At 33.2% G+C, this 11,719-nt stretch carries 14 protein-coding genes; all 14 read left to right on the top strand.

Translation table 11 applies throughout. The features are described 5' to 3' along the window. The coding region (locus tag M663_RS0112305) for a site-2 protease family protein (RefSeq protein ID WP_273702720.1) at positions 1 to 603 on the top strand (603 nt) is incomplete at its 5' end. 2 nt (positions 604 to 605) lie between these two features. Then, positions 606 to 1,337 carry a segregation/condensation protein A gene (locus tag M663_RS0112300; protein WP_029689111.1) on the top strand — a complete coding sequence of 244 codons (732 nt, stop codon included), beginning with the start codon at positions 606 to 608 and terminating at the stop codon, positions 1,335 to 1,337. Further along, complete coding sequence (gene scpB / locus M663_RS0112295) at positions 1,327 to 1,833, top strand: SMC-Scp complex subunit ScpB (protein ID WP_029689110.1); 507 nt, start codon at positions 1,327 to 1,329, stop codon at positions 1,831 to 1,833. The genes M663_RS0112300 and scpB overlap by 11 nt, the downstream gene beginning before the upstream one ends. 375 nt (positions 1,834 to 2,208) lie before the next feature. Continuing rightward, complete coding sequence (locus M663_RS0112285; protein WP_004396308.1) at positions 2,209 to 2,817, top strand: DUF2953 domain-containing protein; 609 nt, start codon at positions 2,209 to 2,211, stop codon at positions 2,815 to 2,817. A gap of 6 nt (positions 2,818 to 2,823) precedes the next feature. Continuing rightward, positions 2,824 to 3,270, top strand: coding sequence for a GerW family sporulation protein (ytfJ, locus tag M663_RS0112280; RefSeq protein ID WP_004396307.1), 447 nt, complete (start codon positions 2,824 to 2,826; stop codon positions 3,268 to 3,270). A 43-nt stretch (positions 3,271 to 3,313) separates the two neighbouring features. Further along, a complete protein-coding gene (locus tag M663_RS0112275) occupies positions 3,314 to 4,453 on the top strand; it encodes a D-alanyl-D-alanine carboxypeptidase family protein (protein WP_029689109.1) in 1,140 nt (379 codons plus the stop codon). A gap of 85 nt (positions 4,454 to 4,538) precedes the next feature. Then, positions 4,539 to 5,510, top strand: a complete 972-nt coding sequence (locus M663_RS0112270; protein WP_004396305.1) for a sulfide/dihydroorotate dehydrogenase-like FAD/NAD-binding protein — start codon at positions 4,539 to 4,541, stop codon at positions 5,508 to 5,510. After that, the gene (locus M663_RS0112265) at positions 5,503 to 6,786 is read left to right on the top strand and encodes an FAD-dependent oxidoreductase (RefSeq protein ID WP_004396304.1); all 1,284 of its coding nucleotides are present in this window, start codon (positions 5,503 to 5,505) and stop codon (positions 6,784 to 6,786) included. Before M663_RS0112270 ends, M663_RS0112265 begins: the two co-directional genes overlap by 8 nt. Before the next feature lie 22 nt (positions 6,787 to 6,808). Then, a complete protein-coding gene (locus M663_RS0112260; RefSeq protein ID WP_029689108.1) occupies positions 6,809 to 7,519 on the top strand; it encodes a pseudouridine synthase in 711 nt (236 codons plus the stop codon). A gap of 3 nt (positions 7,520 to 7,522) precedes the next feature. Beyond that, complete coding sequence (locus M663_RS0112255; RefSeq protein ID WP_029689107.1) at positions 7,523 to 7,900, top strand: GNAT family N-acetyltransferase; 378 nt, start codon at positions 7,523 to 7,525, stop codon at positions 7,898 to 7,900. A gap of 44 nt (positions 7,901 to 7,944) precedes the next feature. Beyond that, positions 7,945 to 8,778 carry a polyamine aminopropyltransferase gene (speE, locus tag M663_RS0112250; protein WP_029689106.1) on the top strand — a complete coding sequence of 278 codons (834 nt, stop codon included), beginning with the start codon at positions 7,945 to 7,947 and terminating at the stop codon, positions 8,776 to 8,778. 1 nt (position 8,779) lies between these two features. Then, positions 8,780 to 9,646 (top strand): agmatinase, encoded by an 867-nt coding sequence (speB, locus tag M663_RS0112245; protein ID WP_029689104.1) that lies wholly within the window; start codon positions 8,780 to 8,782, stop codon positions 9,644 to 9,646. Between the two features lie 78 nt (positions 9,647 to 9,724). After that, complete coding sequence (locus M663_RS0112240; protein ID WP_029689103.1) at positions 9,725 to 11,122, top strand: oxaloacetate decarboxylase subunit alpha; 1,398 nt, start codon at positions 9,725 to 9,727, stop codon at positions 11,120 to 11,122. A 111-nt stretch (positions 11,123 to 11,233) separates the two neighbouring features. Next, entirely contained in the window at positions 11,234 to 11,656 is a 423-nt protein-coding gene (gene safA, locus M663_RS0112235; RefSeq protein ID WP_004396295.1) for a SafA/ExsA family spore coat assembly protein, read from the top strand. Positions 11,657 to 11,719 lie beyond the last annotated feature (63 nt).

Raw genomic sequence — 11,719 nt, 5'->3', positions numbered from 1 at the left:
GATTTTATAGATTTTTTATATAGAATACCTGCACTTCTTATTGCGATGAGTTTCCACGAATTTAGCCATGGTTATGTGGCAGATAAATTGGGGGACCCTACTCCAAGGCAAAGTGGTAGGCTTACATTAAATCCGTTAGCTCATATTGACCCCCTTGGTCTTTTAATGCTTTGGCTTTTAAGGTTTGGGTGGGCGAAACCTGTTCCTATTAATCCTTTATATTTTAGAGATAGAAAAAAAGGTGTATTGCTTGTATCCTTAGCAGGCCCTCTTTCCAACGTCTTGTTGGCTATCGTTTCTCGAATATTGATGATAGCATTTAAAGATGTTCCAATACTGTATCCACTTTTATATCTATTGTACATTTACAATTTAATTTTTGCTGTTTTCAATATAATACCGGTGCCGCCTTTGGATGGTTCAAAAGTACTGTGGAGTTTGTTACCCCCAAGAGAAGCTTATATGATTTCTCAATATGAAATGTATGGACAGGTTATTTTGCTCCTTCTTGTTTTCACTGGGGTTATAGGACAAATCATGGGGCCTCTTATGAATGCTTTGGACTCTTTTATAACTCTTATTTTAAAACCTTTTGGGGTGTGAAGATGTACAACGTAAAATTAGAAGTGTTTGAAGGACCTTTTGATTTGCTTTTTCACCTTATAGAAAAAAATGAAATTGATTTGATGGATATCCCGATTTCAGTTATTTTAGATCAATATATGGAATATATTAAAACTTTGCAAGAAATGGATTTAAATGTGGCATCAGAATTTATTGTAATGGCAGCTACTTTATTAGAAATTAAATCTAAAATGTTGCTTCCCAAACAGCAGTTTGAGGGACAACAATTGGAAATAGAAGAAGTAGACCCAAGAGAAGAATTAGTAACTAAATTGATTGAGTACAAGAAATATAAAATTATTGCCCAGACTTTTAAAGAAATGTGCAAAATTGGTTCTCGTTTTTTTAGAGAAGAGTCTGAAGTAAAATATATAGATAAAAAAATTGCTTTAAACTACTCTAGTGAAGATATATATAAAGCATATCTTAAAGTTATTTCAAAAAATAACGCCAGAGAAAATGAAATAGAAATAAAAAAAGATGAATATACTGTAGAGAATAAGATTAAAGAGTTATTAGTGAAATTAGTAAAAAAGCCTTTCCTTTGGTTTAGTGAACTTATTAAGAAAAGTCGAGCAAAAGGAGAAATTATTGTTTCTTTTATCGCTGTTTTAGAGTTAGTGAGATTAAATAGAATTATAGCGGAACAAAAGACTACTTATGGGGATATACTTATTAAATCCTTTAGGAGAGGAGAAAAAAATGAGCAATGAAGGAAAAATAGAAGCTATATTGTTCGCAGCAGGGGGACCAGTAAAATTAAGAACCCTATGCGAAGTGGTAGGACTTTCTCAAGAGGAAATAGTAGATGTTGTAAATAAATTAAAAGAATATTACGACCGAGAAAATCGCGGTTTAGATATTATATTTTTTGAAGATAAAGTTCAAATGTGTACAAATGATAATTATGGAGAAATAGTTAGACAAGCTTTGGGATTAGAAATAAAACAAGGACTTTCTCAAGCAGCATTAGAGGTTTTGGCTATAATAGCTTATAATCAACCTATTACAAGGGCAGAAATTGAAAGAATAAGGGGTGTAAAAAGCGATAAAGCTATAAATACTTTGCTGGAGTATAATTTGATCAAAGAAAGCGGAAGGGCTTTATCTCCTGGTAGGCCAATACTGTATACTACTACAGAAGATTTTTTAAAGTATTTTGGAATTAAATCTTTAAAAGAGTTACCGCAAATTGAAATCACACCTTAAGGGAGGATTATATATGAAACGAAATATTGCGTCTCTACTTTTAATAGGGCTTGCTTTTACATTTCTTTCAACCACTTTTGCCTTTGCAAATGAAAAAGAGAATGAAGGTAAAAAAGCAGGTGCTCTTTTATAAAGAGTTAACCTGCTATATTTATATTATTATAAGTACAATTTTACATAGAAGTTTTCTACAATTGTACTTGCTATTTTTTCAAAAAGAGGTTATCATATATCAAGATACTATATTTCCTTTATATGGATAAAAATACAATATAGGCAGTTTTTAATAACTATCAATTTTTTTACCAAAACTATAATAAAGACCTAAATCTTGCTTAGAAAAGGCTTATAAACAGCGTGATATGAGGTGAAATGATGAAATATTTGTCTGTTGTTTTTATAATCCTTATTTTTTTGATTTTACTGTATTTTTTGCCTCTTAAAATTAAAATAAAAGCGAATAAAGAGGAGAAAAATATTTCCCTGGAAATAGCAGCTAATATATTTTTTGTAAATTTTTTGACCTTTAAATTACAGAAAGAGCCTGAAAAAGAGGAATTGTATTTTAAAATTTTTGGCATCCAGATACTTAAAAGTGCAGGAACAAAAAAATTAGAGAGAACTAAAAAAGAGAGAAAATTTTCGACTTTAGATATAGGATATAAAGATTTTTTTAAGATTATAGAATTTTTAAAAGATGTGCTAAAAGATACTATTGTTTATAAATTTTATTTAAATTTAAAAATTGGCTTAGAAGATGCAGCTTGGACTGCTATCTTGAACGGCTCTTTATGGGGAATAATATATACAGCTCTTATGCCGATATATAATAATGCTACTTTTACTAATGCACCGGAGGTTTATATCACACCTTACTATGGTCAAAATAAGTTAGAAGGAAATTTAATTTGCATATTTAAAATAACCTGTGGTAATATTATTATTAATGGAATAAAGTTTTTGGGTAGTTTAAATGGGAGGTGAAAATAAATGAGTGACCACCCAATCGATGCTTTGATGAAAACAACCATGGAAAGCTTAAAAGACATGATAGATGTCAATACAATAGTAGGAGATGCTGTAGAAACTCCTGATGGAACGATAATAATCCCTATCTCTCGTGTGACCTTTGGCTTTGCTGCTGGAGGCGGTGAAATTAACTTGCCAAAGAATGATAAAAAAGGTACAGAACAAGATTCATCTCAAAACATGCCCTTTGCCGGTGGCAGTGGCGCAGGGGTTTCTGTACAACCCGTTGCCTTTATGGTGGTTGGCCAAGGGCAAATCAGACTCTTGCCAGTTACTCAAAATGCTATGCTGGAGAGAATAATAGATTTGACGCCTAAATTGATAGAAGAAATACAAAACTTGTTCAATAAAGGTAAGTCGACAAAAAAGGTACAAAATCCAACAATAAATAACAATGCTGATATTTAAAAAGTGGGGAATCCCACTTTTTTGTATATAAAGGAGGCATAAAATGAAAAAATTTATACTTTATCTTTTTATTTTGTTGTATTTTATGTCTTCTGTAAAAGTGTATGCTGAGAGCTATCCTTCTATCTCTGCTAAAGCAGCAATTGTAATGGACCAAGAGACAGGGAGAGTGTTATATGAAAAAAATTCTCATGAAAAGCTGCCAATGGCAAGTACTACAAAAATAATGACTTTGTTGGTGGCTTTAGAAAAAGGTAATTTAAATGATATTGTAACTGTCAGCAAAAGGGCTGCAAGCGTTGGAGGTTCATCTATTTGGCTTTCGCCAGGAGAAAAAATTGATATGGAAAGCTTACTTTATGGACTTATGTTAAACTCAGGGAACGATGCCGCCACAGCTATTGCGGAACATATAAGTGGTAGTGTAGAAAGTTTTGTCGAAATTATGAACCAAAAAGCAAAAGAAATAGGGGCATATAACACCCATTTTGTAACACCTTCTGGTTTAGACATTGGCATTGATGACCATTATACTACTGCTTATGATTTAGCTTTAATAACAAGGTATGCTTTTAGATATCCTAAATTTGCAGAGATTGTATCAACAAAAGAAAAGACAATTCCTTGGGAAGGGAAAGAATGGGATAGATATTTGAGGAATAAAAATAAGCTCTTATGGATATACGAAGGAGCAGATGGAGTAAAAACTGGATTTACTAATAAAGCAGGTAGGTGTCTTGTATCTTCTGCTACAAGAGAGGGAAGGAGATTTATTGCAGTTGTTTTAAATAGTCCTCCTATGTGGGAAGATTCCATGAAAATATTAGATTATGCTTTTTCAAAGTACAAACCCTATAAAGTTTTAGAAAAAGGGGAGTTAATTAAGAAGGTAAAAGTAGAAGGTGGGAAAGAAAATACTGTATCAGTTGTAAGTGAGAAAGCATGTGTTATTCCAGCATTAGAAGGGGAGAAGCAGAATGTGAATTTAGAATTTTATCTTCCCAAAAGTGTCAAAGCTCCTGTTGAAAAAGGCGAAAAAATAGGTTATGTGACAGTAAAGATAGGAGAAGAAAAAGTTTGTGATGTCAATTGTGTAGCCTTAAAGAAAGTAGAACAAGAAGATTTTGGTTACAATTTTCAAAAGATAATAAAAAATTGGTTAAAGGTGCTGAATCCCTCTTGAATATGACTCAAGAGGGTTATTTGTTTTGTAATAGTTTTTAAGTTTGAAGAATATTTTATTAGTGTGAAATTGGAGGTGAGATAAATTGGCAAATAGATTAGAATGCATTGACGCTGGTACTGATTATTGTCCTTGCTATTTGGCTGAATTAAATGAGTGCATAGTATGTTCACAACTTCAGGGGAAAAATTTTTGCGATTGTAATTGGCGAGGAGTTTGTATCTTTCAGGAATTTGTTTGGGCAGGATACAAGGCTAAAGCTACCCGCAGCACAATTTTTTCTAAAGTGTTAAAAAGGGAAGAAATTAACGAAGAAGTTATAATTTTGACTCTTAAAGTACCAAATAAGATGGCACGAGATTTGAATGAACCAGGTTCTTTTGTTTTTTTAAGAGGAATTTCAAGCCCACCTTTTTTTGATACTCCTATGTCAGTAATGTATGCAGACGAGCTTGAAGGAATAATCAAGATAGCTATACAAGTAAGTGGTCCAAAAACAAAATTGATTCAAAAAGCTGAGGAAGGAGAAGAGGTTTATTTAAGAGGGCCTTATTGGAATGGGCTTTTAGGTCATAGGTATATTAAAGGAATTCACAATTCTAAGGCTTTAGTTGTTTTGAGAGGAATTGCACAAGCTCCGGGGGTAATTGTTATTTCAAAACTAATAAACAACAAAAACAAAGTTATTGCTATCGTAGACAAAGGAAAAGTAGGAGTAAATTTTATAAATGACTATTTGAAAGAGTTTAATATAATGATAATTGAAACAGACCTTTTAAGCGAAGAAGGAGAAAGAATTTTAAAGGAGTTAATTAAAGATAAAGAAATAACGGTTGTATATAGTGGAGGCTCTGATGAACAGCATGTGAATATTTTAAATTATTTGGACTTATATAATCAAGAAGCCTATTTAGCGGTTTCAAACAATAATACTATATGCTGTGGTGAAGGGATATGTGGTAGTTGTGAAGTTCAGATAGGATACCAAAAAGTAAGAACCTGTAAGGTTCAAGTGGATATTAGAAAAGCTTTGGAAAGGAAGATGTTACATGGTTAAAGTTGTTGTAATAGGTGGAGGTTGGGCTGGTTGTGCAGCTGCTTTAACGGCTCGAAAAGCAGGGGCGGAAGTAGTGCTTTTAGAAAAGACTGATATGCTTTTGGGATGCGGACTTGTAGGAGGTATAATGAGAAATAACGGGAGATATACTGCTGCAGAAGAACTTATATATTTGGGTGGAAATGAACTTATTGAAATAACAGATAAGGCAGCAAGACATGTAAATATCAACTTTCCTGGCCATGCTCATGCAAATCTGTATGATGTGACAATGGTAGAACCAATGATTAGAAAAATGTTACTTGAAAAAGGGGTTACTATTAAGCTGATGACAAGAGCTACAGATGTTGTGATGGAAAGCAAAAAAAGAATAAAAGGAATAGTTTTAGCAGATGATACTATAGAGTATGGAGATGTTTTTATAGAAACTACTGGTTCTACAGGACCTATGGGCAATTGCCTAAGATATGGAAACGGATGTGCTATGTGTATTTTAAGGTGCCCTTCTTTTGGTCCTCGAATTAGCATAAGTTATAGGGCAGGGGTAGAAGACCTTTTAGGAATGAGGGCAGATGAAGTTTATGGTGCTTTTAGTGGTTCATGTAAATTAAATAAAGAATCTTTAAGCAAAGAGATAAGAGAAAAGTTGGAAAAAGATGGAGTAGTAGTATTGCCTGTGCCTAAAGAAGATATTAACATGGAAAAATTGAATTTGAAGGTGTGTCAACAATATGCATTGCCAGAATACGCAGAAAATGTTATACTATTAGATACTGGTTATGTAAAGCTCATGACTCCTTTTTATCCATTAGAAAAACTTAGAAAAATTCCTGGCTTAGAAAGAGCACGTTATGATGACCCCTATTCTGGAGGAAAAGCTAATTCTGTAAGATATTTGTCAATGGCACCGCGAGATAATACAATGAAAGTTATAGGTTTAGAGAATTTATTATGTGCAGGAGAGAAGTCTGGCTTGTTTACTGGGCATACTGAGGCAATGGTGACAGGATGTCTTGCTGGACATAACAGCGTAAGATTAGCTCTTGGCATGCCTCTTTTGGAGTTACCAAGGAATTTAGCTTCTGGTGATTTGATAGCATATGCTAATGAAAGCATAAAGACGAAAGAAGGCTTGAAAAAGAGGTATACTTTTGCAGGGGCAGAATATTTTGAGAGGATGAAACAATTAGGCCTTTATACTACTGATACCAACTTGATAAAAGAAAGGATCATGAGAAATAATTTATTAAAAATTTATGACGAAAAACTTGTATAAACGAAAAAATGGGTGAACACAAATGGAAAGGTTGCAAAAATACTTAGCAGAATGTGGAATAGCCTCACGAAGAAAGTGCGAAGAGTATATTTTACAAGGCCGTGTAAAAGTAAATGGAAAAGTAGTAAAAGAGTTGGGAGTAAAAATCAATCCTGATGTTGACATAATTGAATTTGATGATAAAATTGTGAGAAGAGAAAAGAAAAAAGTTTATATTATGTTAAATAAGCCAACAGGATATATTACTTCCGTAAAAGACCAGTTTGGCAGGCCTACAGTGATGGACTTAGTTAAAGTTAAGGAAAGAATATATCCTGTTGGCCGCTTAGATTATGATACATCAGGGCTTCTGTTACTCACAAATGATGGGGAGATAGCCAATATCTTAATGCATCCTCGACATGAAATTGTGAAGACGTATATTGCAAAAATCAAAGGAATTCCAACACAAGAAGAGTTGGAAAGGTTTAGAAATGGACTTTTGATAGGAGATTATTTGACTTCCAAAGCAGAAATAGAGATTTTAGCAGTTAAAAATGGGACAAGTGTTGTAGAAATAAAAATTCATGAAGGGAAAAATAGACAAGTTAGAAGAATGTGTGAGGCTATTGGACATCCTGTTATTTTTCTTACAAGAACTAAAATTGGTGAGTTATCTTTAGAAGGGTTAAAACCAGGAGAGTGGAGGTATTTGACACAAAAGGAAATAGATTATTTAAAAAGCTTGAGGTGAAGTATGTTTTCAGTTAACTTTGCTAAAGCAGAGGATTTCGAAATTATTAAAAAAATTGCTAATGAGTGTAATTTGAAGGGAACTTTAAATTTTTTAGAAGAGATTTTCATGATTGCAAGAGAAGACAAGCCTTTTGGCTTTATTTCTATGAAAGTAGAAAATAATAATGCCATAATAACTAATTTGGCAATTTTGCCTTCCCAGAGGGATAAGGGGTTTGAAAATTTAATGGTAAGAGTAGTACTTAATCATGCCCTAGATATGGGGTTAGAAAATGCTTGTGTCAATATACCTTTTTATAGAGATTTTTTTTGTAAATTAGGTTTTAAAGAAAAAGGGGATTTTCAGATAGTTAAATTAAAAGAGTTTTTGGGAGAGTGAGATATTTTTTTAATATATTATTAAAAATCTTGGAGGTGTTTTCAATGGAATTATGGTTTACAGAAAATCAGGATGAAAATTTGAGATTTTCTTTGAAAGTTAAAGAAACATTGGTGGTAGAAAAAACTCCTTATCAGCACTTAGCAATACTCGATACATATCAATTTGGAAAAATATTAACTTTAGATGGTATACTTCAAACCACTGAAAAAGATGAATTTATATATCATGAGATGATAGTACATGTACCTCTTTTTACTCATAAAAATCCAAAAAGCGTATTAGTTGTTGGAGGGGGAGATGGAGGCTCAGTAAGAGAGGTCTTAAAGCACCCTTCTGTAGAAAGAGTAGTTTTGGCAGAAATTGACGAGGCAGTAGTGAGAAACTCTAAAAAATATCTTCCTACAATAAGTCAGGCATTAGATGATCCAAGAGTAGAAATAATGATTGGAGATGGAATTAAATATGTTAATGAACACAAAAATGAATTTGATGTGGTAATAGTGGATTCTACTGACCCACTTGGGCCAGCTGTAGGGCTTTTTACTCCTGATTTTTATAAAGCCGTATATGAATGCTTGAAAGAAGACGGTATTATTGTGGCTCAGACAGAATCACCTTTTATTTATGGAAAATTGATAAACAAACTCAGCAAAATGTTCAAAGAAATATATCCTATTACAAAAGCATATATAGCAACAATACCGACTTATCCAGGAAGTTTGTGGACTTTTACCATGGGTTCAAAAAAATATGACCCTGAAGAAGTGGACATAAATTCTATTCCAAGAATAGATACTAAATACTATACACCTGAAATTCACAAAGCGGCCTTTGTACTGCCTAAATTTGTGAAGGATATTTTTGATGAGGTGTAATATGATAGAAGGAAAATATTTTGTTGATCCGGGAAAGTTTTTAGGGGCTACTGAAGATTATGAAAAGGCAGAGGTAGTTATACTAGGTTTGCCTATGGATTACACAGTGAGTTTCAAAGCAGGAAGCCGCTTTGGACCTGCTGCCATAAGGCAAGCCTCTTATGGTTTAGAATATTATAGTGTGTATTTAGATAGGAGGTTGGAAGATAAGAAATTTTATGATTTAGGAGATTTAGTACTTCCTTATGGGAATGTGAAAAAGAGTCTAGATTTAATCTCAAAAGCTACAGAAGACATTTTGAAAAGTGGAAAAAAAGGATTGTTCTTGGGTGGAGAACATTTAGTGACTTATGGAATTTTAAAAGAGTACTTAAAAAAATATGGGGATAACCTTGTAATCCTTCATTTTGATGCCCATACTGATTTAAGAGAAGAATTTTTCGGTGAAGCTTATTCTCACGCCACAGTAATGAAAAAAGTATGGGATATTGCTAAAGGTATTAAAATGTATAATTTTGGGATAAGGTCAGGTGAAAAAGAAGAATTTGAGTTTGCAGAAAAAAATACCCACATGTTTTTGTATGAAGTAGTTGAACCTTTGAAAGGTGTAATTGATGATATAAAAGATTATCCAATTTATATTAGCTGGGATATAGATGTTGTAGACCCTGCTTTTGCACCAGGTACTGGTACACAAGAACCAGGGGGAATAACCACAAAAGAGGCATTAGAGGCTATTCATATTTTAAAAGATTTAAATGTAGTTGGGATGGATTTGGTGGAAGTCTCGCCTTCTCACGATATAGCTGGTATAACCTCTATTTTAGCAGCTAAACTTATAAGGGAATCTATCCTTTCCTTCTTCTAAAATTTTGAGCCTTTTGGCTCTTTTTTTATTTTGTTTCTTTTGAAAAAATAGTATAATATATTATGAGGAGGTATTAATATGAGCAATAAAATTAAAATTACAGAAACTGTATTAAGAGATGCTCATCAGTCACTCTTGGCTACTCGAATGTCGACGGAAGAAATGCTCCCAATTGCAGAAAAATTGGATGCAGTAGGATATTATTCTATTGAAGCGTGGGGAGGAGCTACCTTTGATGCTTGTATGAGATTTCTTGACGAAGACCCTTGGGAAAGATTAAGAAGATTAAAGAAAAGGATAAAAAATACGCCTCTTCAAATGCTTTTGAGAGGACAAAATCTATTAGGATATAGGCATTATCCTGATGATATAGTAGAAAGATTTATTGAAAAGGCTGTTTACAATGGAATAGATATAATAAGAATTTTTGATGCTTTAAATGATGTACGAAATCTTGAAGTTGCTATAAAAGCTACTAAAAAAGCAGGAGCTCACCCTCAAGGTACCCTTGTTTATACTATAAGTCCTGTTCACAACATTGACCATTATATTAAAGTAGCAAAAGAGCTGACAGAATTAGGAGTAGATTCTATATGCATAAAGGATATGTCAGGAATATTAACTCCTTATATTGCTTATGAGTTAGTAAAAAGCCTTAAAGATACAGTAAATATTCCTATACAGTTGCACAGCCATTATACGAGTGGAATGGCTTCTATGACCTATTTAAAAGCAATAGAAGCAGGAGTAGATATAATAGACACTGCTATTTCACCTTTGGCATTAGGAACTTCTCAACCTGCTACGGAAACAATGGTGGCAGCTTTAAAAGGCACTCAATACGATACTGGTTTGGATATGGAGTTATTATCAGAGATTGCTTCATACTTTAAAGAAGTAAAACAAAATCACAATAAAGAAATAGATTTATCTATGGTTATGGGAGTAGATACAGATGTATTAATTTATCAAGTTCCAGGAGGAATGCTATCAAATTTGATTTCCCAATTGAAACAACAAAATGCTTTAGATAAGTACCCGGAGGTTTTAAAAGAAATTCCTAAAGTCAGAGAAGAATTAGGATACCCACCTCTTGTTACTCCTATGAGTCAGATGGTAGGGACTCAAGCCGTCTTGAATGTAATAACTGGAGAAAGGTATAAAATGGTACCAAAAGAAGTAAAAGATTATGTGAAAGGACTGTATGGTAGACCACCAGCACCAATTTCAGAAGAAATAAAGAAGAAAATAATAGGAGATGAAGAGGCAATAGACGTTAGACCAGCAGATCTTTTAAAACCGCAATTTGAAGCGATTAAAGAAGAGATTAAAGAGTATTATGAACAAGAAGAAGATGTTTTATCTTATGCTCTTTTCCCACAAGTAGCAAAGAAATTTTTTGAATACAGAAGAGCAAAAAAATATCAAATAGATGCAACTCTTCTTAATATGGAATATATGACATATCCAGTCTGACAGGGAAATAATCTTCCCTGTTTTTTATATTTAAAAATCCCTCCTGTAACATATATTTTTATCCTTCATAACATGTAGTAGAAAGTTTAAGTTTAAAAGGAGGGAAATAAGATGACAATAGATGGATCCTATTACAATCCAAACTATCCTAAGTATCCTTACCATCATCCCTATTATCCACATCATCCTCATCCGGGACATTGTAAGACTTTTTATACAGTGCAGCCAGGAGATACTATGTGGTCTATAGCGAATATGTTTGGAATAAGTCTTGACTGCTTAATAAGAGCTAATCCTCAGATATCGGATCCTAATTTGATATATCCAGGGCAACAAATTTGCATACCTTTCTATTGTCCACCAGTATCTCCAGAGACCTGTAAAACAATATACACAGTAAAACCGGGGGACAGTATGTGGTCAATAGCTAATATGTTTGGCGTAAGTCTTGATGCATTAATAAGAGCAAATCCACAAATACCAGATCCCAATTTGATATACCCAGGACAACAAATATGTATACCTTCTGCCTAAATATTTAATTGTTACGGCACCTTTTAAGGTGCCTTCAGACTGTAGACAAACTTTCGTAAATAG

The sequence above is a fragment of the Thermoanaerobacter sp. A7A genome (assembly GCF_000445185.1).
GTDB lineage: Bacteria > Bacillota > Thermoanaerobacteria > Thermoanaerobacterales > Thermoanaerobacteraceae > Thermoanaerobacter.
Note: the sequence above shows the minus strand (reverse complement) of the source record. Positions and strands in the feature narration are given on the sequence as shown.

What these genes read in the sequence shown, in the direction of transcription:
- M663_RS0112260 (WP_029689108.1), top strand. Translation starts at nt 6,809, where the DNA reads ATGGAAAGGTTGCAAAAATACTTAGCAGAATGTGGAATAGCCTCACGA.
- M663_RS0112255 (WP_029689107.1), top strand. Translation starts at nt 7,523, where the DNA reads ATGTTTTCAGTTAACTTTGCTAAAGCAGAGGATTTCGAAATTATTAAA.
- safA (WP_004396295.1), top strand. Translation starts at nt 11,234, where the DNA reads ATGACAATAGATGGATCCTATTACAATCCAAACTATCCTAAGTATCCT.
- M663_RS0112275 (WP_029689109.1), top strand. Translation starts at nt 3,314, where the DNA reads ATGAAAAAATTTATACTTTATCTTTTTATTTTGTTGTATTTTATGTCT.
- M663_RS0112265 (WP_004396304.1), top strand. Translation starts at nt 5,503, where the DNA reads ATGGTTAAAGTTGTTGTAATAGGTGGAGGTTGGGCTGGTTGTGCAGCT.
- scpB (WP_029689110.1), top strand. Translation starts at nt 1,327, where the DNA reads ATGAGCAATGAAGGAAAAATAGAAGCTATATTGTTCGCAGCAGGGGGA.
- speE (WP_029689106.1), top strand. Translation starts at nt 7,945, where the DNA reads ATGGAATTATGGTTTACAGAAAATCAGGATGAAAATTTGAGATTTTCT.
- speB (WP_029689104.1), top strand. Translation starts at nt 8,780, where the DNA reads ATGATAGAAGGAAAATATTTTGTTGATCCGGGAAAGTTTTTAGGGGCT.
- M663_RS0112240 (WP_029689103.1), top strand. Translation starts at nt 9,725, where the DNA reads ATGAGCAATAAAATTAAAATTACAGAAACTGTATTAAGAGATGCTCAT.
- M663_RS0112300 (WP_029689111.1), top strand. Translation starts at nt 606, where the DNA reads ATGTACAACGTAAAATTAGAAGTGTTTGAAGGACCTTTTGATTTGCTT.
- M663_RS0112285 (WP_004396308.1), top strand. Translation starts at nt 2,209, where the DNA reads ATGAAATATTTGTCTGTTGTTTTTATAATCCTTATTTTTTTGATTTTA.
- ytfJ (WP_004396307.1), top strand. Translation starts at nt 2,824, where the DNA reads ATGAGTGACCACCCAATCGATGCTTTGATGAAAACAACCATGGAAAGC.